The organism is Duganella sp. 1224 (genome assembly GCF_013408245.1).
GTDB lineage: Bacteria > Pseudomonadota > Gammaproteobacteria > Burkholderiales > Burkholderiaceae_D > Rugamonas.
The window spans coordinates 122,822-139,670 of record NZ_JACBYS010000003.1; the positions used below are offsets into that span (position 1 = coordinate 122,822).

The following is a 16,849-nucleotide window of genomic DNA, read 5'->3' on the forward strand; positions in this document are numbered from 1 at the left end:
CTGTGCTAGGCAGGTTGCTTTGCCGGCGGATCGACCGGAACGCCGTGTTTGTTGGCCAAGTCAATAAGGCCCAGCACGACGCGCGCTGAAGGATTTCGAATGCCGGCGCGACCGGTTTCCATATCGCTAACCGAGGACTGACGGAGGCCGATGGCATCGCCAATTTGAGTCTGTGTGAGACCGGCCTTGCGCAGGCCTGAGATAGTGAAAGGGATGTTCATGGAGCCAATTATAGGAATTCCGGTATTTTCAGTCAACCGGTATTCCGGTATACAGCGTTGCGATAATATCGAAATGGCGATAGGAACCCGATTAAAAGAGGCGAGAAAAGAAGCTGGTCTGACTCAGGCAGAATTGGCTATTCGCTCAGGCACGAAGCAAAGCACTATTTCCGACCTAGAAGTAGGAAAGTCGAAGGGAGCGACAACTATCGCCCAGATGGCTGCTGTCTTGGGCGTAAGCGCGTTATGGCTGGAGACCGGCAAGGGCGATCGCCTCGTCAGGTCAGCCAAGCCCCAGGCTGTTCACGAAGCTGAGCGCAACACCCCGGTTTCACCCGCCCTCCAGTGGATCACCGATGATGAGTATCGACTGCTGAGCAACTACAGAGCTGCCACCTCGGGTTGGAAGGATGCCATTCAGAACTTGGCAGATGAGGCAGAGAAGGAACCTTCAGTTCGTATTGCGGACAATAAGTCGTAGGGCCGGGCGTGCGGGGAATGCTCGCGCAACAGCGGCGAGCTTTGCCACTGCATACTTCTTCTGTTCGGCATCCATTGCGCGCAGCGCTATCACAGCGCGCTCTTCAAGCGTCAGTTCGTTCTCGCGATTCGACGTTTCCACAATTCCCCGGCGGTTTTGGTATCAGACGCGTAGTTTCACACATTTTTGGTTGCTGAAATATAACCAATATTCACAAATGGAAAATATTTCGCAGTAAAGGTGGGCAGCGGGGCTGGGGCTGAAAGTACGACAAGCGCCTTGCGGCGATTACTGGGGTTTGTTTTTGTTCAAGATCAGGTAAAGCGATTTTGCTTTGTCTCTTGGATGTTGCTTTGCAGTCCGTTCAAGCATTTCGACCATTTTCTTGCGTCGCGCCTCATCCATTCCACGTAGCGCCGCCAGCGCCCTGACCTCATCCTCATCCGAGGTAGGATCATCTTCTGCCATGGGCACCTCATTCAACACAAAATCAGCGAACTTGCATTGTAGACAATTTTGATTCCAAAATGCAATCACACTGCAATAGGATCATAGCATCTTTCCGACCTGTAATGGGCGAAGGCTTAATGTTCTGACCACGGTGTCATCAGCAAAGTGTGTGTTTCTAGCACGGAAACACTTTCAACTAGATCTGTGCAGCACCGGCGAAAATCCGGCGATGAAAAAACCATTGCCGGAAAAGATACTTCAAACCGACTACGTCCAGTCCGCCTTCCGTATGCCACCTGCGCTGCGGGACGAGCTGCGCAAGAGCGCGGCCAAACACGGCCGCAGTATGAACGCCGAGATTCTAGCGCGGCTACAGGCGACGCCCGACCAGGCGGTCATCGCAGAACTGGCGGCGCTGAAAAAGATGATTCAACGGCTACTCGACCGCGACTGACACACCCATGAAATATCGAAATTCTGATTTATCGCACAAAAATACCGGTATTCCGGTTGACATCAAATAACGGAATGCCGATAATCGCTTCATCGACCAGATGGAGCTTGAAATGTCCCAGTCCACACGCCGCACCGCCGCCCTCAAAAAACTGACAAGCGCCGATTTGGACGCGCTCCTGAACGCGTCTCTCGCTCGCATCCAGGATATGGAGTCGTATCTTGCGCAAGGCGGTGAGCGCGCTTTTTGGGAGCCCCGCCTCGCCGATCTGAGCGCTGCGCGGACCCGGCTCATAGACATCAAGGCGGCCCAATGAGCGCGTACACCGTCACCGTGCGCCGCGCCGGCCACAAGCCCACCTATTCGTTCGCCATCGGCGCCAGCAGCGCAGCTGTGGGCGTCCGCGTCGCCGCGCGCTACAGCGACTCCGCTGCGCCGGCCATCACCATCCACCCACTGCACCGGAGCTGCAAATGAACATGCACGACCTGAAGCCACTGAACCGCATCGAGATCGCCGACATCATCGCCACCGCGTTCCCGGCAACGCGCCCGGCCCGTAGCCAGGCGTACCGCCTGGGCGTGGAGAAAGCGCTGGAGTCCGCCAGCGCCGGCGGCGTACTGCCTGAAATGTACGAAGGCGGCACCGTGGCATACGACGCCTACCATGCCGGCGTGGTGGAAGGCCGCGCGCTGTGGGCCCGCCACATCGCCACGAAGGCCGCCCTCCCCCACCGTCCGCTGGCGCCGGCGAACGTACCTGACCTGCTTGCAGCGGAGCTGATCCATTCCGGCGAGGTCATCACCACGCTGCTGAACCACATCACGGCCGTGCAGCTGGCCGACGTGCGCCACAAACTGCAGCAGGCCGGCCTGATCGGCAAGTCGAACGTCGTCGGTCGCGGCCCCGAGCGCCACGGCGTGCTGGTGGCCACCGGCTTCGCCATCGGACAGCAGGCATGAGGTCGCCAGCCACCGCGCCGCTGGCGGTCGCCGTAGCGCTGGCCATCGCCGCGCTGATCGGCAGCAGCGCCGCTGAAGGGGCGCCGCCCGCCAGCCTGGTCATCTACAGCAAGGCGCGCTGACATGGCCGCGCCGGCGCCAGACCAAACCGCACTCGAAGTTGCGAACCGCAGGATGCGGACTGGTCTGGCGCTGGAGCAGGCCCTGGCGCACCCCACGCTCCGAATCATTCTCGAAAACCGCGCGCGGTATCACATGCAGCGCCGCGCGCGCACCGATGTAAAAAAGCTGCAAGCCAACGACAACGACTGAAAGGAAGCGATATGTCCAACGCCCTGCCCCAATTTCAACTGAACGCCCCGGCGCTGCTCACGGCCGGCCAGATCCTCGACCAGCAGTGCCACGGTGCCGCCGTCTACAGCGGTTGGTGGAATGACCCAGCGACCGGCCGTCGCATCGAGCGCAATGCCGGCGAGATGCTGATGCTGATCGTGTCCGAAATTGCCGAAGGCATGGAGGGCGAACGCAAAGACCTCATGGACGACAAGCTGCCGCACCGCAAGATGCTGGAGGTGGAGCTGGCCGACGCGGTTATCCGCATCTTCGATCTGGCGGGCAGCCGTGGCTTCGACCTGGGAGCCGCCATCTCCGAGAAACTGGCGTTCAACCTCCAGCGCCCCGACCACAAGCCCGCCGCGCGCCTGGCCGCTGGCGGCAAGAAATTCTGATCACCAGCTCATGCGGCAAATGATCGATACCGGCGCCACCGTCAGCTTTGACAGCGACGCCGGCCGTACCGTCGGCCTGGTCGAACAGATCCAGACCGACATTTCCAACGGCGCCAAGGTTGCCACCGTCCGCATGCCGTGCGGCGGCACCACTGCGCTGCCCATCAACCACCTGCGCCACGAGGACACCAAATGACGCAAATCGCATTCGCCCGCATCCTGCAAGACCTGCGCGACGGGCGCCCACACAGCGAGATGACCGCCGGCATGGAAGAACTGCTGGCCGCCGTCCGCACCACCGGTAAGGCCGGCACCATCACCCTGGAAATCAAGGTGAAGCCCGGCTCGCGCGGGGGCGACGTCGACAAGGTCACCATCACCGACAAGGTGACGATCAAGGCGCCCAAGCCCGAGCGCGGCGACGACTATTTCTTCGTCACCGAAGACAACAACCTGTCGCGTAAGCACCCGCGCCAGCACTCCCTGGACCTGCAAGACGTCGGCCAGGGCAAACCATCCACCTTTAAGGAAGCAACCCAATGAACGAACAGACCGCAACCGCCGAATTGGCCAGCACCGCGGCCGCGCCGCTGGTAGGCGAACACCTGCACATCACGGACACCGCGCTGGATAAGCTGGCGCGCATGGCGAATGCCGCCAAAGCCACCGTAGAGGTAGGCGGCATCACCCAGCTGCTGGTGCCGGCCGACTATAAAGTGGTCGACTTGACCGCCGTGATCGAGGCGGCGCGCCCGGCCCCAACGCGCAAGAGCGGTACAGTGCGCTTGACGGACCTCGACAGCTTCCTGACCTACGTAACTCAGCAAGGCAATCCGGCGATCACGCGCATCTTCGCCGACATGGATGCCCGTACGTTGACCGCGATCTTCAATGACCACGGCAACGTCGACGCGGGCGACGCCACGGGCTGGCGCGATCACCGAGCCGTGTACACCGCCGAGCTGAGCAAAGAGTTCGCCACCTGGCTGAAATACGACGGCGAGAAGATGGGGCAGGAGCCATTCGCAGTCTTCATCGAGGACAACATCGCCGACATCACCCAGCCCACCGGCGAAACGCTGCTGCTCGTTGCCTCCACGTTGCAGGCAAAGAACGAAGTCAACTTCAGCTCCAGCCATCGCCTGGACAACGGCCAGGTCCAGCTGTGCTACACCGAAAACCTGAACGCCTCCGCCGGCGTCAACGGCTCGCTGGAAATCCCGCGCACCTTCGAGATCGGCGCGCGCGTGTTCAAGGGCGGCGCCGGCTACAAAGTGCGTGCCCGCCTGAAATACCGGCTGGTGGGCGGCGGGAAGGTCAGCTTCTGGTATGAGCTGGACCGTCCGGATGTGTCGCTGGAGCACGCATTCAAGGAGTACGTGGACCAGGTGCGCAACAGCCAGTTCACCGTCCTGCACGGCAAGGCCTGACCATGAGCTTCGACGCTTGGCTGATCACATTCCAGGACGCGCGCCAAGCCGCTCGCGCCGCATACGACCGCGCCGCCGAGCTGGCCGCCGAGAACGCTGTGCTGCGCGAGCAGGCGGCCTGGCAGCCGGCAGGGACGCTGCCACCGGTCGATGCTGACCTGCTGGTGCTGCTGGAGATGTCCGACGGCGAGGTCTACCCAGGCTTCGCCGACGGCGAGCGCTGGTTCTACGCGGACGGCGTGCCGGTCACCAGCGTCGATGTCGTCGCCTGGCGGCATCTGCCGCCAGCGCGGAAACAGCCAGCAGCGTGAGGTGACAAATGCCAGCCACCTCGAAGCCGCGCAAGAAATACCGCCGCGGGCGGGTCAACGTGCCGATGACAGCACCAGCGCACAGGCGCTTAGCGCTGGAGCTGCACCTGGCTGTCGAGGCGCTGGTGCTCGCTCCGAGCCCTGAAACCTACAACACGCTGACCAAGATGCTGGCTGCACTGGCAACGGCCGGCCTTGCCTGCGAGGCACTGGATATCGCGAACAACACGATGGACGCGATAGTCAGCCGATTTGAGCGCGTGGGCAAGGTCGGCCTGAAGGATGAGGAATCGACCGCGCTGCGCCGCGCTGTAGCGAGCCTTGATGGCCGCATGGTGCGACTGCCAGTGAACAAACTCGCAGAGGCAGTCGCGCAGATCGAAGTTTATTTTGCTGCCGCCGGCGTGGCTGGCGCCGCTTGAAGGAAGAACGATGAACGATTTGAAGATTATGGAATACATCGCCGCCACCAAGGACGTGCGTGCGGTGCAGATTGCAGACAAATTCGACGTCGAGCTGGTGGACGCCAGCGCTGCGCTGCGATCGCTTGTCGATGTTGGCGACCTCGTCCGCACGCAAGGCACCGCGCCGAACGGCCAGTCGGCTCAGATCTACAACCTTAGCCCAGAATACTGCAAAACGAGCGAGGGCAAAGCCCTCATGCAGCGTGTCGCCCCCGCTGCACCAATCGCGCAGCAAGCCCCTTCCGGCCAGGACCAGCTCCCCACGGCGCTGGTCGACCAGTTGTCGAAGGTAGGCCTGGAAGCGCAGGGCCTGCGCCCAGTAGGTAGCCGGCTAGATCGCGCGTTGGCCTACCTTCGCGCCAACGGCAAGGCGACAAACGACCAACTGCGTGACGTGATGGGCATGAGGAGCTTCGAATATCCCTCGACAGCGCTGCGCGCCGCCGTGAATGACGGGCGGGTCGCGCGCGATGGGGATGACTGGATCGTAGGCACGGGGCAACCTGCGACAAAACAGCGCCGGGCGAGTTCGCCAGCACCACGACCAGCTGCTGGTGCGGATCGACCCGCCGAGGCAGCGCGCGCCGCAGCGCCTGAAGCGCCAGTGGCGCCAGCAGCCGCTGGGCTGCGCTGCGCAGTCTGGTCGGATGGGGTAATCGAACTACAGCGGGACGCTAAGACCATCTGCACCATGAGCCGTGATGAGGCTCTGTTCATCGCCGCCTACATCAAGAGCACCGGGGCTGAGCATGCCTAAGTCGAAGCTGCCCACGAAGCGCGAGCCACCGCCAAGCGGATCCGAACTGCTGCTCAGCGTCGGAATCTTCATCGTCCTGGTGCTGCTGAACTGGTGGCCGTGATGAGCAAGCCCCACCCGCGCGACGACGCCGACATGCACAACATGCGCATCCACCGCGCCAAGCAACTGTGCCGCCCGGTGCTGCACGGCGGCGTCAAAAAATTTATCGCCGGCTTCTGCTGGCACGACGGAGACGACGAAATGGTCGTCTACCTCAAGGGCAGCAGCGATCCAGTGCGGCCTTGCGAAATAACCATATTGGAGCAATCCCATGAGTGAGCAAATCGAAGCAAGCAGCACCAGCACCGACGACATGCTGATCCGCACGCTGCGTAGCTGCGGCTTCTTCGTCCGTCAGCTGGGGCTGCTGGACGGCCAGCGGCCGCAGGTGATGGGCACCGTCGACAACGCCACCGCGTTCTTCAAACTGGCGGTGACCGGCGCCGACGTCGGTATAGCGATGGCGTTCGCGCCTTACCTCAAGGAAGGCGAGACACCCCTGCAGCGCCTGAAGCGCGAGATCAAAGACAGCGAGACGCTGGCGGCGATGCTGGCGGAAGAGCGCGCTAAGGTCGCCGCGCTTCAGGTGGATGCTGCCGCCGCGCGCCGGTATGGTTACCTGCGCGACACGCCCGGCATGCTCCCGCTGGAGGTATGGCACGCGCTGGAGGGTGCCGGCGCAACGACCGAAGGCAAGTTCGACCAGGCGCTGTACGGCGCTGATCTTGACCGTGCAATCGACAGTGCTCTCGCCGCAACTCAGAAAGGATGTGCGGCATGAGCATGCGCAAAAGACGGCGCCAGCATGGCCACCGGATGAATGACCTAAATCGGCTCCGCTGGCTTCTCGACTGGATTTCGGTCGACTTCATTTCTACCAGGAGGCAGGCACAATGACCCAACTCGATGAAGAATTTCAACGTCTACATGCTGCGGCGCTTGCCTGCCGCGGCTGGAGCTGGCCAAATCGTCGCCGCGACCCGGACACCGGCACTCACTACTTTGGCCGGCGAAACGAGGACGGCGATTTTAGCGAGATCGGCACAGTCGACGCATCGACCTACACTGGCGAGTATGTGGACGATCTGCGGGTGCTGAAATTTCTCCGGCTCGCGCAACCTAGCACCGTAGCGGCACTGATTGAACAGATCAAGCAGTTGCGCGCTGAACTCGCGGAAACAACCGCAGCGCGTAATTCAGTGTTGGAGGAAGCCGCGATCGAGGCTGAGCGGCAGGACCGCACCGGCCGCGAGTGGGTACGTGACAGCGTGTGGGACAACATCATCAAACGTGTGCCGGCGGCGATCCGTGCATTGAAGGAGAAGAAATGAGCACCGACGAAATCCTGTCGAAGATTCTGGAAAAGCTGAGCGCACCGCCGGCAATTCCGCTCTCGATCGATCTGTGGGACATAGCCTCGATCGCCGCATACCTGAAGCGCGATCCCCAGGTCGTACGTGAGCGCATGGCATGCCTGCCGAGTTTCCCCAAGGCGATCCGCCTGCCCACGAAAACAGGCCGCGCACAACCGCTGTACAAAGCAATGGAGGTGATCGCATGGACAAACAGCCACCAGGAGCGGAACTGATTCGGTTCCACTCCGACGCCGCCACAATAAAAAAGCGCTCGACTGGAGCGCTTTTTTTATTTGCTACAATGTCGCCAGGATCTCTGCCTATCCATACAGATCGACACTTTGTCATCGCAAAATCTTCTGCTGCGTTACGACAAAATTACGACAGACTCCTATAAGTACTTGATTCTACAGCGACACCGATTCCAGTCGGGGGGACCACTCCCCCTCTCTCTCTCTACAAAACACCCCTTCACTCTTCCCGCCACAGCCAAATCTGCTGCTGCGCCGCATTTTTGCGGCCATTCCATTGGCACTTCCACCAGGAAACTTAAGTTGAAATTGTGAACTTTTAAAAAAGAAATTTCACAAATGCCGACTATTATCATAGAATTGAGCCCGCAACTCGTTTCCTTTCCTCCTTTCACTAATTCGGCTACAGCCCGTTCCCAACCAAAGGACTGTATTAATGAAAACTCCCCTATCTCGATGGCAACGCTTACTAATCGCATCAAGTCTTTCCCTCCCCTTCCTCGCATCCACATCAGCGGTCCAAGCCCAAACCAATTTTGCATCGCGCACCGGGTTTAGCACCTACTACCAGTTGTTCAACGCCAACTCGCCATGGAATGTCCGCCCAGTGCGGCCCACCCTAGGCACCTACCAGATCAAAAAACCACTTTACAACCCGACCTGGATCCCGTTCGTGGGCGAAGGTCGGACTTCTTTGGCTGTCTTCATGACCGACAGCGACGATCCGCCGATCACCGTGTACGGCACCGCCGGCCTGAACGGCGTGAACGATCCCGACACCGGTGGCCAGCGGGACATCACCTTGCCCCATTGGCCATCGCGCGTGATGCCAGCCAGCGGCAGTGATGGCCACGCCGACATCATCGACACCAGCACCGGCATCATCCATTCGTTCTATAAGCTGCGTAACACGAACGGACGGTGGACCGCGTCCATGTATGGCTGGAGCCGGATTGACGGCCGCGGCTGGGGTGATGCCGCGCATTGGAGCCAGGGCGCCCGCGCGTCCGGCGTGCCGTCCTCCGGCGGCCTGATCCGACGTCACGAAGTCAACGATGGCGCCCCCTATTACAAGCATGCGCTGGCGATGTCGCTGCCGACCCACAGCCTGGCGAACGGCATCAGCGCCCCAAGCTATGTCTACCCGGCCACCACCGCGGACACTGGCGCAGCCAGCTTTACCGGCGCCCTGCCACTGGGGGCGCGCATGATGCTGCCGGCTTCGTTTGATCTCAGCCGGATCAAGAACCCCGACTTGCGCAAGGTTGCCAACACGCTCAAGGTCTACGGCGCTTATGTGGTCGACAGCAACTACGACACCGCCTACAGCATCTATGTGGAAAACGGTTCGGGCTTCTCACTGATGCCGAATGGATGGGATACCAGCGTGGTGGACGAGCTGGAGCTGATCCGCGCTGCGCTGCGCCAGGTGGTCGGCGCCGAGGGCTGGGTCAACGGCAACAACGCTTCGCTGCCCGCCGACGATGATGACCCCCTGTTGTCGATGCGCGGCCGCTGGGTTCATACCGGCACCAGCGTCACCGGACCGGGCGCCTTCCGCACCTGGGAACAGGCGATTGTGTTCCCCGATACCAAAACCCGCATCAGCCAGACCAATTACACCACCCTGAGCAAAGTCAACTGGGGGAAACCGGTCGCCGGCCGGAAGATGCGTTTCAAGTCGGTGGCGAGCGGGGGCGCGCGCATCCGGCTGCAGGTGAAAACCGGCCCGAGCGTCGCTTTCGACAGCGGCTTCCTGCAAAATGACACCGGCGCCAGCTTCACCTGGCCGGGCACGGAAAACGGCGCCGTCAGCGTGGTGCTGATTGCCGAGAGCGGCGTCAACATGCCTTCCAGCGTGCGCGGCGTACTGAGCGCCGATTAAGCTGGTGCGGCACGCGTCTTACGGGAACGCCGTGCAGTGGGCGTTGGCGTTGTCCTTCCGGCGCAGGGCGGAATCCATACGTCGCATGGGTCACATGCAAACGTTCTATGGGTTCCGGCCTGCGCCGGAACGACACGCTTAACTGAACGGTATTCGCGTTTTACGGCACCATCGCCGTCACTTCAATCTCCACCTTGGCGTGGTCTTCCACCAGCGCCGCCACCTGCACCGCTGTCATCGCCGGGTAGTGCGCGCCGATGATTTCGCGGTAGTGGCGGCCGATTTCCTTGTACGCCGCCACGTATTCGTTTTTGTCGACCACATACCATGTCATGCGGACGATGTGCTCGGGCCGGGCGTCAGCCTCCTTCAGCACGGCGACGATGTTGAGCAGCGCCTGCCGCACCTGGCCGGCGAAATCGTCGGTGTGGAACACGCCCTGCGGGTCCCAGCCGATCATGCCGCTGACGCACACCATGCGGCCGCTGGCGGCCACGCCGTTCGAGTAGCCGCGCGGACGCGCCCAGCCTGGCGGTTGCAGGATCTCCATCATCCCTCCTTCAGCAGTTCGCGCGCGATGATCAGTTGCTGCACCTCGCTCGCGCCTTCGTAGATGCGCAGCGCGCGGATTTCGCGGTACAGGTTTTCCACCACCTGCCCGCTGACCACGCCGAGGCCGCCGAACATTTGCAGCGCGGCGTCGATCACCTGCTGCGCGGTTTCGGTGGCGTGCAGCTTGGCCATCGCCGCTTCTTTGGTGACCTTGCCGCCCTGGTCGCGCTGCCACGCGGCGCGGTAGGTCAGCAGCGCCGAGGTGTCGATGCCGGTCGCCATGTCGGCCAGCTTGGCCTGCGTCAGTTGGAAGTCGGCCAGCACCTGGCCGAACATCTGCCGCTGCGTGGCGCGCTGCAGCGCTTCGTCCAGCGCGCGGCGCGCGAAACCCAGCGCGGCGGCCGCCACCGAGGTGCGGAATACGTCCAGCGTCGCCATCGCCACCTTGAAGCCCTGCCCCGCCTCGCCCAGCCGCTGGCCGACCGGGACGCGGCAGTCGCTGAAGCGCAGGCGCGCCAGCGGATGCGGGGCGATGACGTTGATGCGCTCGGCGATGGTCAGCCCCGGCGTGTCGGCGTCGACGATGAAGGCGCTGATGCCGCGTGCGCCGGGCTGTTCGCCGGTGCGCGCAAACACCACGTAGAAATCGGCGATGCCGCCGTTGGAGATCCAGGTCTTCTCGCCGTTCAGCACATAGTGCTCGCCATCGCGCGTGGCCTGGCATTGCATGGCGGCGACGTCGGAACCGGCCTGCGGTTCGGACAGCGCAAACGCCGCGATCGCGTCGCCGCGCGCCACGCGCGGCAGGTAGGCGGCGCGATTGGCCTCGCTGCCAAACAGCGAAATAGCGCCGGAGCCCAGGCCCTGCATGGCGAACGCGAAGTCGGCAAGGCCGTTGTGGCGCGCCAGCGTTTCGCGGATCAGGCAAATGGCGCGCGTGTCGATGCTGTCGCCGGTGCCGCCGTAAGCCACACCGCCGATGGCGTGGCGCAGCCAGCCGCCTTCGCCGAGCTGGCGCACCAGCTGGCGGCAGGCCGCGTCCACATCGTCCGTGTGCGCGCCGGCCACGTGTTGCGCGGCCCATGCGTCCAGCGCCTGTTCCAGCGCGGCGTGGCGCGGCGCGAAGAACGGCCACGCCAGGTAGTTTTTGTCGCTCATCAGTCGCCCTCGAATTGCGGTTTTTGCCTGGCCACGAAGGCGTGATACGCGCGGTGGAAGTCGTTGGTGGCCATGCAGATGGCCTGTGCCTGCGCCTCCGCCTCGATGGCTTCGTCCACGCCCATGTTCCACTCCTGCTGCAGCATTTTCTTGGTCATGCCGTGGGCGAAGGTGGGGCCGCTGGCCAGGCCTTGCGCGAAATCGCGCGCGGCGTCCAGCAGCGCTTCCGGTTCCTGCAGGCTGTTGAAGAAGCCCCAGCGCTCGGCCTCCGCGCCGCCCATCGAACGCCCGGTGTACAACAGTTCCGCAGCCCTGCCCTGGCCGATCACGCGCGGCAGCAGCGAGCAGGCGCCCATGTCGGCGCCGGCCAGGCCCACGCGCGTGAACAGGAAGGCGGTCTTGCTGCGCGCCGTGCCGAGACGGATATCCGATGCCAGCGCGAGGATGGCGCCGGCGCCGGCGCACACGCCGTCCACCGCGGCGATGATCGGCTGCGGGCAGTGGCGCATGGCTTTCACCAGGTCGCCGGTCATGCGGGTGAAGGCCAGCATGCCGGGCATATCGAGGCGGGTAAGCGGACCAATGATGTCATGCACGTCGCCGCCGGAGCAGAAGTTGTCGCCGGCGCCGGTCAGCACCACGGCCTTGACGTCGTCGGCGTAGGCCAGCGCGCGGAACAGGTCGCGCAGCTCGGCGTACGATTCAAATGTCAGCGGGTTTTTGCGTTCCGGGCGGTTCAGCGTGAGCGTGGCGACGCCGCCGCTGACCTCAAACAGGAAGTGGCTGGCCCGATAGCCAGCCAGCGACGCGCGGTTGCCGGGCAGTTGTTGCGGTTCGCCGGGTAGGTACTTCATGGTTCGGTCCTCAGTTTCTGCTTCATGTCGGACAGCAGTTCGATCAGTTGTCCCTTGTCGGCGGCGGAGACGTCCTGCAGCAGTTCTGCGATCCAGCCTTCGTGCACCGCCGCCATGGTGGCGAAGGCCTTGCGGCCGGCCGGCGTGAGCTTGACGCTGTAGGCGCGGCCGTCCTTGGGGTCGGGCACGCGCACCACCAGCTTTTCCTGCTCCAGCTGGTCGGTGATGCCGGTGACATTGCCGCCGGTGACCATCATGCGCTTGGACAGTTCCCCCATGCGCAGCCCTTGCGGAAAGCGCTCCAGCTGCGCCATCAGGTCGAAGCGCGGCAGCGTGATGTTGAAGGTGGAGCGCAGGCGGCTGCGGATCTCGTTCTCGATCTTGACGGTGCATGACAACATGCGCAGCCACAGCTTGAGCGACTGGTGGTGGTCCTGCGTCAGGCGGCTGGCCAGATCCAGCTGTTCTTCATCTTCCATGATTTCTTTCCAGTTGATGTTTGCCGGCCAGGTATTGCCTGGGCCAGGCGATATGCTTGTAGCCGATGCTGGCCGCCTGCGCCAGCGTCCATGCCGGGTTGGCCAGGTGCGGCCGGCCCACCGCGCACAAGTCGGCGCGGCCGGCGGCGATGATGCTGTTGGCGTGGTCGGCCTCGTAGATCGATCCCACGGCGATGGCGCCGATGCCGGCCTCGTTGCGGATGCGGTCCGCGAATGGGGTCTGGAACATGCGGCCGTACACCGGCTTTTCCTGTTTGCTGACTTGCCCCGAGGAGCAGTCGATCATGTCGGCTTCAGCCGCCTTGAACAGGCGCGCGATGCGCACCGCGTCGTCCGGCGTGATGCCGCCTTCCACCCAGTCGTGCGCCGAGATGCGTACGCTCATCGGCTTGTGGGCTGGCCACACGGCGCGCATGGCGGCGAACACGCGCAGCGGATAGCGGCAGCGGTTTTCAAGACTGCCGCCGTAGTCGTCGCCGCGCTGATTGGTCAGCGGCGAGATGAAGGAGGACAGCAGGTAGCCGTGCGCGCAGTGCAGTTCCAGCCAGTCGAAGCCCGCTTCTTCGGCGGCCAGCGTGGCGCGCACGAAGTCGGCCTGGATGCGGTCCATGTCGGCGGCGGTCATTTCGCGCGCGGTTTGCGATATGCCTTGCAGGTATTGTTGCGGCGAGGCGGAGACCAGCGGCCAGTTGTCCTTGTCGAGCGGCTGGTCGATGCCGTCCCACATGGCGCGCGTGGAGCCCTTGGCGCCGGCGTGGCCGAGCTGTACGCCGATGGCGGCGTCGCTGTTGGCGTGGACGAAATCGACGATGCGCTTCCAGGCTTGCGTGTGTTCTGGCGCGTACAGGCCGGGACAGTAGGGCGTAATGCGGGCGTCGGCGGAGACGCAGGTCATCTCCGCGATCACCAGCGCGGCGCCGCCCAACGCGCGGGCGCCGAGATGCGCGAGGTGGTAGTCGCCGACCACGCCGTCCACCGCGCTGTATTGCGCCATCGGCGAGACGAGGATGCGGTTTTTCAGTGTCAGGCCACGCACTTTGTATGGCGTGAACATCGGCGGCGCTGGCTGCGCGGCTGAATCGGCTGGTGTGGCTTGTACGGCTTGGGCGGCGCGGGCGGCGAACCAGCGTTCGTAGTCCGCCACGTAGGCGGCGTCGCGCAGGCGCAGATTTTCGTGCGACAGGCGCTGGCTGCGCGTCAGCATGGAGTAGGCAAACTGCGGCGCCTCCATGGCGCTGTAGCGGTCGACGTTTTCGAACCACTCCATCGAGTTGCGCGCGGCGTTTTGCAGCTTGAGCACTTCCACCGCGCGCGCTTCCTCGTACGTGGCCAGCGCCGACGCCATGTCCGGCCGGCTGGCGAAGCAGCGCGCCAGTTCGATGGCGTCTTCCAGCGCCAGCTTGGTGCCGGAGCCGATGGAGTAATGCGCGGTGTGCGCGGCGTCGCCCATCAGCACCACCGGCGTGGCGCCGTTCCAGTGTACCCAGCGGCCGCAGACGATGCGGGGGAACTTGATCCACATGGCCGATCCGCGCAGGTGGGCGGCGTTGGACATCAGCTTGTGGCCCTCCAGTTGGTCGGCAAACAGGCGTTCGCAGTAGGCGATAGATTCTTCCTGGCTCATGGCTTCTAGCCCGGCCGCGCGCCACACCGTTTCCGGCGTTTCGACGATGAAGGTGGAGGTATCGGCGTCGTACTGGTAGATGTGGGCCTGGAACCAGCCGTGCTCCGTCTGTTTGAACGCGAAGGTGAAGGCGTCGAACTTCTTGCGGGTGCCCAGCCACACGAAGCGGCAATGACGCTGCTCGATCTGTGGCTGGTAGCTGTCCGCATGGCGTGCGCGGATGCGGCTGTTCAGGCCATCGGAGGCGATGATCAGGTCCGCGTCGTACTGCCGCTCGTCGGCCACCTCGGTTTCAAACACCAGCGACACGCCCAGTTCTTCGCAGCGGTGCTGCAAGATATTGAGCAGGTGCTTGCGGCCGATGCCGCAAAAGCCATGGCCGCCGGAGGTGACTTTCTCGCCCTTGTAGAAGACGTCGATGTCATCCCAATGGTTGAACGAGGCCTCGATGGCGTGCGCGGTCGGCGCGTCGGCTTCCATCAGGTTGCCCAGCGTCTGGTCGGAAAACACCACGCCCCAGCCAAAGGTGTCGTAGGGACGGTTGCGCTCCACCACCGTGATCTGGTGATCCGGATTCTGCTTTTTCATCAGCAGCGCAAAATACAGGCCCGCCGGGCCGCCGCCTATGCACAGTATCTTCATGGGTGATCGCGTAATTTGAAACGTTGCAGCTTGCCGGTTTCGGTGCGCGGCAAGGCCTTGAGAAAGCGGATCGCGCGCGGATACTTGTACGGCGCGATCTGCTCTTTTACGAATTCCTGCAACTGCGCCGCCAGTTGCGGCGAGGCTTCGTGGCCGGCGCGCAGCACCACGTGCGCTTCCACGATCTGTCCGCGTTCCTCGTCGGCCTTGCCGATCACGCCGCACTCCGCCACGGCGGGATGGCGCAGCAGCGCGTCTTCCACTTCCGGCCCGGCGATGTTGTAGCCGGCCGAGATGATCATGTCGTCGGTGCGCGAGCGGTAGTAAAAGTAGCCGTCGGCATCCATCTCGTAGGCGTCCCCGGTCAGGTTCCAGCCGTCCAGCACGTAGTCGTTCTGCCGCTCGTCGGCCAGGTAGCGGCAGCCGGTCGGGCCCTTGACGGCCAGCCGGCCAATCACGCCCGGCCCCACCGGCTTGCCGTGCGGGTCGAGGATGCAGGCCTGGTAGCCCGGCACCGGCTTGCCGGTGGCGCCGGGCCGCACGCAGTCGCCGGCAGCCGCGATAAAGATGTGCAGCAGTTCCGTCGCGCCTATGCCGTCGATCATGATCAGTCCCGTGGCCTGGCGCCAGCTTTCGCGCGTGGCCAGCGGCAGCGCTTCGCCGGCCGACACGCTTTTGCGCAGGCTGGCGAGGTCAAATTTGTCCGCCAGCGCGGCCATCTGCCGATAAAAGGTCGGTGCAGTAAAGCATATCGTGGCGTGGTACGTCTCTATCGCTTTTAGCAGAGTCTCGGGCGTCAGCTTTTCCAGCAGCACTGCCGTGGCGCCCACGCGCAGCGGGAACAGCAGCAGGCCGCCCAGCCCAAACGTGAAGGCCAGCGGCGGCGTGCCGATGAAGATGTCATTGGACTGGGACTGCAGTACCGAGCGCGGGAAGCAGTCGCAGATCGCCATCACATCGCGATGAAAGTGCATCGTGCCCTTGGGGATGCCGGTGGTGCCGGAGGTGAAGCTGATCAGGCAGACGTCGTCGGCCGCTGTGTCAACGGCGTCGAAGTGCGACGGCTGCGCGGCCATCAGCGCTTCCAGCGAGCCGGGGACCGCGGCCGCCTCGGGGGCCGCCTCGGGGCACGCGTTCTCGCCGGTGCCGCCGAACCACAGCGTGCGTGCGCGGGCGGCGGCCGGCAGTTCCGCCGCTTCCAGTTCCGCGCGCAGGCCGTCGGCGCACAGCACGGCGTTGATCTGCGCCTTGCCGGCGATGGCGCCCAGCTCGCGCGCGCGCAGCAGCGGCATGGTGGGCACAGCGATCAGCCCCGCCTTCAGCACCGCCAGAATGCAGGCCGCCATCAGCGGGCAGTTGGCGCCGCGCAGCAGCACGCGGTTGCCCGGCTCCAGCCGCATCGGGCCGCGTAGCACGTGGGCGATGCGGTCCACCTGCTGCCGAAGTTGGGCGTACGTCCATGCCTGGCGCGCGCCGCGGATGGCGATGCGGTCGGGATGCGCCTGGGCGCCATGGTCGAGCAGCAGGGCCACGCAATTGAGGCGTGCGGGGTATTGCAGTTCGGGGAGGTCGAAGCGGAATTCCGGCCACTGGTCGCGCGGCGGCAGGTGCTCGCGGGCGAAATGGTCGGTGTGGGCACTGGCTGCGAGAGGTTGATTCATGATCGCCTTGAAGTTGGAAGTCGACAGGTATCCACTGCAACCCAGATACTTTAAGCTTAAACTATAT

At 63.6% G+C, this 16,849-nt stretch carries 27 protein-coding genes; 18 read left to right on the forward strand and 9 right to left on the reverse strand.

All coding sequences use genetic code 11. The features are described 5' to 3' along the window. Positions 1 to 5: 5 nt before the first annotated feature. Positions 6 to 221, reverse strand: coding sequence for a helix-turn-helix domain-containing protein (locus FHW58_RS17020; protein WP_179674352.1), 216 nt, complete (start codon positions 219 to 221; stop codon positions 6 to 8). Here FHW58_RS17020 and FHW58_RS17025 point away from each other — a divergent pair. Then, positions 220 to 702: a helix-turn-helix domain-containing protein gene (locus FHW58_RS17025; protein WP_218892796.1), complete on the forward strand. Its 483-nt coding sequence runs from the start codon at positions 220 to 222 to the stop codon at positions 700 to 702. The two genes, FHW58_RS17020 and FHW58_RS17025, sit on opposite strands and share 2 nt — an antisense overlap. A 288-nt stretch (positions 703 to 990) precedes the next feature. Here the strand turns inward: FHW58_RS17025 and FHW58_RS17030 are convergent, their stop codons facing one another. Then, entirely contained in the window at positions 991 to 1,170 is a 180-nt protein-coding gene (locus FHW58_RS17030) for a hypothetical protein (protein WP_179674353.1), read from the reverse strand. 211 nt (positions 1,171 to 1,381) lie between these two features. On the opposite strand from FHW58_RS17030, the gene FHW58_RS17035 reads away from it, so the two are divergent. After that, positions 1,382 to 1,606, forward strand: coding sequence for an Arc family DNA-binding protein (locus FHW58_RS17035; RefSeq protein ID WP_179674354.1), 225 nt, complete (start codon positions 1,382 to 1,384; stop codon positions 1,604 to 1,606). Between the two features lie 28 nt (positions 1,607 to 1,634). On the opposite strand, the gene FHW58_RS17040 is transcribed toward FHW58_RS17035, so the two are convergent. Beyond that, positions 1,635 to 1,919, reverse strand: a complete 285-nt coding sequence (locus FHW58_RS17040) for a hypothetical protein (protein ID WP_179674355.1) — start codon at positions 1,917 to 1,919, stop codon at positions 1,635 to 1,637. Here FHW58_RS17040 and FHW58_RS17045 point away from each other — a divergent pair. The 16 genes from FHW58_RS17045 to FHW58_RS17115 all read left to right on the forward strand — a co-directional run bounded on the left by FHW58_RS17045 (position 1,919) and on the right by FHW58_RS17115 (position 9,791). Beyond that, positions 1,919 to 2,083, forward strand: a complete 165-nt coding sequence (locus tag FHW58_RS17045) for a hypothetical protein (RefSeq protein WP_179674356.1) — start codon at positions 1,919 to 1,921, stop codon at positions 2,081 to 2,083. The genes FHW58_RS17040 and FHW58_RS17045 overlap by 1 nt on opposite strands. Then, complete coding sequence (locus FHW58_RS17050) at positions 2,080 to 2,568, forward strand: hypothetical protein (protein ID WP_179674357.1); 489 nt, start codon at positions 2,080 to 2,082, stop codon at positions 2,566 to 2,568. Before FHW58_RS17045 ends, FHW58_RS17050 begins: the two co-directional genes overlap by 4 nt. Then, the gene (locus FHW58_RS27735; RefSeq protein ID WP_255484686.1) at positions 2,565 to 2,690 is read left to right on the forward strand and encodes a hypothetical protein; all 126 of its coding nucleotides are present in this window, start codon (positions 2,565 to 2,567) and stop codon (positions 2,688 to 2,690) included. Before FHW58_RS17050 ends, FHW58_RS27735 begins: the two co-directional genes overlap by 4 nt. Before the next feature lies 1 nt (position 2,691). Continuing rightward, the gene (locus tag FHW58_RS17055) at positions 2,692 to 2,880 is read left to right on the forward strand and encodes a hypothetical protein (RefSeq protein ID WP_179674358.1); all 189 of its coding nucleotides are present in this window, start codon (positions 2,692 to 2,694) and stop codon (positions 2,878 to 2,880) included. A gap of 11 nt (positions 2,881 to 2,891) precedes the next feature. Further along, the gene (locus FHW58_RS17060) at positions 2,892 to 3,296 is read left to right on the forward strand and encodes a hypothetical protein (protein WP_218892797.1); all 405 of its coding nucleotides are present in this window, start codon (positions 2,892 to 2,894) and stop codon (positions 3,294 to 3,296) included. A 19-nt stretch (positions 3,297 to 3,315) separates the two neighbouring features. Further along, positions 3,316 to 3,492 carry a hypothetical protein gene (locus FHW58_RS17065; protein WP_179674359.1) on the forward strand — a complete coding sequence of 59 codons (177 nt, stop codon included), beginning with the start codon at positions 3,316 to 3,318 and terminating at the stop codon, positions 3,490 to 3,492. Continuing rightward, positions 3,489 to 3,839 carry a hypothetical protein gene (locus tag FHW58_RS17070; RefSeq protein WP_179674360.1) on the forward strand — a complete coding sequence of 117 codons (351 nt, stop codon included), beginning with the start codon at positions 3,489 to 3,491 and terminating at the stop codon, positions 3,837 to 3,839. Before FHW58_RS17065 ends, FHW58_RS17070 begins: the two co-directional genes overlap by 4 nt. After that, a complete protein-coding gene (locus FHW58_RS17075; RefSeq protein ID WP_179674361.1) occupies positions 3,836 to 4,726 on the forward strand; it encodes a DUF2303 family protein in 891 nt (296 codons plus the stop codon). The genes FHW58_RS17070 and FHW58_RS17075 overlap by 4 nt, the downstream gene beginning before the upstream one ends. A gap of 2 nt (positions 4,727 to 4,728) precedes the next feature. Beyond that, entirely contained in the window at positions 4,729 to 5,037 is a 309-nt protein-coding gene (locus tag FHW58_RS17080; protein WP_179674362.1) for a hypothetical protein, read from the forward strand. Between the two features lie 8 nt (positions 5,038 to 5,045). Beyond that, complete coding sequence (locus FHW58_RS17085; RefSeq protein WP_179674363.1) at positions 5,046 to 5,459, forward strand: hypothetical protein; 414 nt, start codon at positions 5,046 to 5,048, stop codon at positions 5,457 to 5,459. 10 nt (positions 5,460 to 5,469) lie between these two features. Then, positions 5,470 to 6,258 carry a hypothetical protein gene (locus tag FHW58_RS17090; protein WP_179674364.1) on the forward strand — a complete coding sequence of 263 codons (789 nt, stop codon included), beginning with the start codon at positions 5,470 to 5,472 and terminating at the stop codon, positions 6,256 to 6,258. Between the two features lie 102 nt (positions 6,259 to 6,360). Beyond that, positions 6,361 to 6,579: a hypothetical protein gene (locus tag FHW58_RS17095; protein ID WP_179674365.1), complete on the forward strand. Its 219-nt coding sequence runs from the start codon at positions 6,361 to 6,363 to the stop codon at positions 6,577 to 6,579. Beyond that, positions 6,572 to 7,081, forward strand: a complete 510-nt coding sequence (locus FHW58_RS17100; RefSeq protein ID WP_179674366.1) for a hypothetical protein — start codon at positions 6,572 to 6,574, stop codon at positions 7,079 to 7,081. The genes FHW58_RS17095 and FHW58_RS17100 overlap by 8 nt, the downstream gene beginning before the upstream one ends. A 112-nt stretch (positions 7,082 to 7,193) precedes the next feature. Next, on the forward strand, positions 7,194 to 7,631 hold the full coding sequence (locus FHW58_RS17105) for a hypothetical protein (protein WP_179674367.1): 438 nt from the start codon (positions 7,194 to 7,196) through the stop codon (positions 7,629 to 7,631). Further along, a complete protein-coding gene (locus tag FHW58_RS17110; RefSeq protein ID WP_179674368.1) occupies positions 7,628 to 7,888 on the forward strand; it encodes a hypothetical protein in 261 nt (86 codons plus the stop codon). Before FHW58_RS17105 ends, FHW58_RS17110 begins: the two co-directional genes overlap by 4 nt. 724 nt (positions 7,889 to 8,612) lie before the next feature. After that, the gene (locus FHW58_RS17115) at positions 8,613 to 9,791 is read left to right on the forward strand and encodes an Atrophin-1 multi-domain protein (protein ID WP_179674369.1); all 1,179 of its coding nucleotides are present in this window, start codon (positions 8,613 to 8,615) and stop codon (positions 9,789 to 9,791) included. A gap of 160 nt (positions 9,792 to 9,951) precedes the next feature. Here the strand turns inward: FHW58_RS17115 and FHW58_RS17120 are convergent, their stop codons facing one another. From FHW58_RS17120 to FHW58_RS17145, 6 genes are read right to left on the reverse strand one after another with little or no spacing between them, the layout of a single operon-like run. Beyond that, on the reverse strand, positions 9,952 to 10,341 hold the full coding sequence (locus tag FHW58_RS17120; protein WP_179674370.1) for a RidA family protein: 390 nt from the start codon (positions 10,339 to 10,341) through the stop codon (positions 9,952 to 9,954). Beyond that, on the reverse strand, positions 10,341 to 11,501 hold the full coding sequence (locus FHW58_RS17125) for an acyl-CoA dehydrogenase family protein (protein ID WP_179674371.1): 1,161 nt from the start codon (positions 11,499 to 11,501) through the stop codon (positions 10,341 to 10,343). The genes FHW58_RS17120 and FHW58_RS17125 overlap by 1 nt, the downstream gene beginning before the upstream one ends. Beyond that, complete coding sequence (locus tag FHW58_RS17130; RefSeq protein WP_179674372.1) at positions 11,501 to 12,355, reverse strand: enoyl-CoA hydratase family protein; 855 nt, start codon at positions 12,353 to 12,355, stop codon at positions 11,501 to 11,503. Before FHW58_RS17130 ends, FHW58_RS17125 begins: the two co-directional genes overlap by 1 nt. Then, positions 12,352 to 12,834, reverse strand: a complete 483-nt coding sequence (locus tag FHW58_RS17135; RefSeq protein ID WP_179674373.1) for a MarR family winged helix-turn-helix transcriptional regulator — start codon at positions 12,832 to 12,834, stop codon at positions 12,352 to 12,354. Before FHW58_RS17135 ends, FHW58_RS17130 begins: the two co-directional genes overlap by 4 nt. Further along, complete coding sequence (locus tag FHW58_RS17140; protein ID WP_179674374.1) at positions 12,824 to 15,121, reverse strand: bifunctional salicylyl-CoA 5-hydroxylase/oxidoreductase; 2,298 nt, start codon at positions 15,119 to 15,121, stop codon at positions 12,824 to 12,826. Before FHW58_RS17140 ends, FHW58_RS17135 begins: the two co-directional genes overlap by 11 nt. Then, complete coding sequence (locus tag FHW58_RS17145; protein WP_179674375.1) at positions 15,118 to 16,782, reverse strand: AMP-binding protein; 1,665 nt, start codon at positions 16,780 to 16,782, stop codon at positions 15,118 to 15,120. Before FHW58_RS17145 ends, FHW58_RS17140 begins: the two co-directional genes overlap by 4 nt. Between the last annotated feature and the right edge of the window lie 67 nt (positions 16,783 to 16,849).

Excerpts from the sequence above, each read along its gene's own strand:
- FHW58_RS17120 (WP_179674370.1), bottom strand. The coding sequence starts at position 10,341 with ATGGAGATCCTGCAACCGCCAGGCTGGGCGCGTCCGCGCGGCTACTCG.
- FHW58_RS17085 (WP_179674363.1), top strand. The coding sequence starts at position 5,046 with ATGCCAGCCACCTCGAAGCCGCGCAAGAAATACCGCCGCGGGCGGGTC.
- FHW58_RS17020 (WP_179674352.1), bottom strand. The coding sequence starts at position 221 with ATGAACATCCCTTTCACTATCTCAGGCCTGCGCAAGGCCGGTCTCACA.
- FHW58_RS17035 (WP_179674354.1), top strand. The coding sequence starts at position 1,382 with ATGAAAAAACCATTGCCGGAAAAGATACTTCAAACCGACTACGTCCAG.
- FHW58_RS17025 (WP_218892796.1), top strand. The coding sequence starts at position 220 with ATGGAGCCAATTATAGGAATTCCGGTATTTTCAGTCAACCGGTATTCC.
- FHW58_RS17135 (WP_179674373.1), bottom strand. The coding sequence starts at position 12,834 with ATGGAAGATGAAGAACAGCTGGATCTGGCCAGCCGCCTGACGCAGGAC.
- FHW58_RS17055 (WP_179674358.1), top strand. The coding sequence starts at position 2,692 with ATGGCCGCGCCGGCGCCAGACCAAACCGCACTCGAAGTTGCGAACCGC.
- FHW58_RS17130 (WP_179674372.1), bottom strand. The coding sequence starts at position 12,355 with ATGAAGTACCTACCCGGCGAACCGCAACAACTGCCCGGCAACCGCGCG.
- FHW58_RS17075 (WP_179674361.1), top strand. The coding sequence starts at position 3,836 with ATGAACGAACAGACCGCAACCGCCGAATTGGCCAGCACCGCGGCCGCG.
- FHW58_RS17030 (WP_179674353.1), bottom strand. The coding sequence starts at position 1,170 with ATGGCAGAAGATGATCCTACCTCGGATGAGGATGAGGTCAGGGCGCTG.
- FHW58_RS17070 (WP_179674360.1), top strand. The coding sequence starts at position 3,489 with ATGACGCAAATCGCATTCGCCCGCATCCTGCAAGACCTGCGCGACGGG.
- FHW58_RS17145 (WP_179674375.1), bottom strand. The coding sequence starts at position 16,782 with ATGAATCAACCTCTCGCAGCCAGTGCCCACACCGACCATTTCGCCCGC.
- FHW58_RS17045 (WP_179674356.1), top strand. The coding sequence starts at position 1,919 with ATGAGCGCGTACACCGTCACCGTGCGCCGCGCCGGCCACAAGCCCACC.
- FHW58_RS27735 (WP_255484686.1), top strand. The coding sequence starts at position 2,565 with ATGAGGTCGCCAGCCACCGCGCCGCTGGCGGTCGCCGTAGCGCTGGCC.
- FHW58_RS17105 (WP_179674367.1), top strand. The coding sequence starts at position 7,194 with ATGACCCAACTCGATGAAGAATTTCAACGTCTACATGCTGCGGCGCTT.
- FHW58_RS17125 (WP_179674371.1), bottom strand. The coding sequence starts at position 11,501 with ATGAGCGACAAAAACTACCTGGCGTGGCCGTTCTTCGCGCCGCGCCAC.
- FHW58_RS17050 (WP_179674357.1), top strand. The coding sequence starts at position 2,080 with ATGAACATGCACGACCTGAAGCCACTGAACCGCATCGAGATCGCCGAC.
- FHW58_RS17140 (WP_179674374.1), bottom strand. The coding sequence starts at position 15,121 with ATGAAGATACTGTGCATAGGCGGCGGCCCGGCGGGCCTGTATTTTGCG.
- FHW58_RS17110 (WP_179674368.1), top strand. The coding sequence starts at position 7,628 with ATGAGCACCGACGAAATCCTGTCGAAGATTCTGGAAAAGCTGAGCGCA.
- FHW58_RS17060 (WP_218892797.1), top strand. The coding sequence starts at position 2,892 with ATGTCCAACGCCCTGCCCCAATTTCAACTGAACGCCCCGGCGCTGCTC.
- FHW58_RS17095 (WP_179674365.1), top strand. The coding sequence starts at position 6,361 with ATGAGCAAGCCCCACCCGCGCGACGACGCCGACATGCACAACATGCGC.
- FHW58_RS17100 (WP_179674366.1), top strand. The coding sequence starts at position 6,572 with ATGAGTGAGCAAATCGAAGCAAGCAGCACCAGCACCGACGACATGCTG.
- FHW58_RS17115 (WP_179674369.1), top strand. The coding sequence starts at position 8,613 with ATGACCGACAGCGACGATCCGCCGATCACCGTGTACGGCACCGCCGGC.
- FHW58_RS17065 (WP_179674359.1), top strand. The coding sequence starts at position 3,316 with ATGATCGATACCGGCGCCACCGTCAGCTTTGACAGCGACGCCGGCCGT.
- FHW58_RS17090 (WP_179674364.1), top strand. The coding sequence starts at position 5,470 with ATGAACGATTTGAAGATTATGGAATACATCGCCGCCACCAAGGACGTG.
- FHW58_RS17080 (WP_179674362.1), top strand. The coding sequence starts at position 4,729 with ATGAGCTTCGACGCTTGGCTGATCACATTCCAGGACGCGCGCCAAGCC.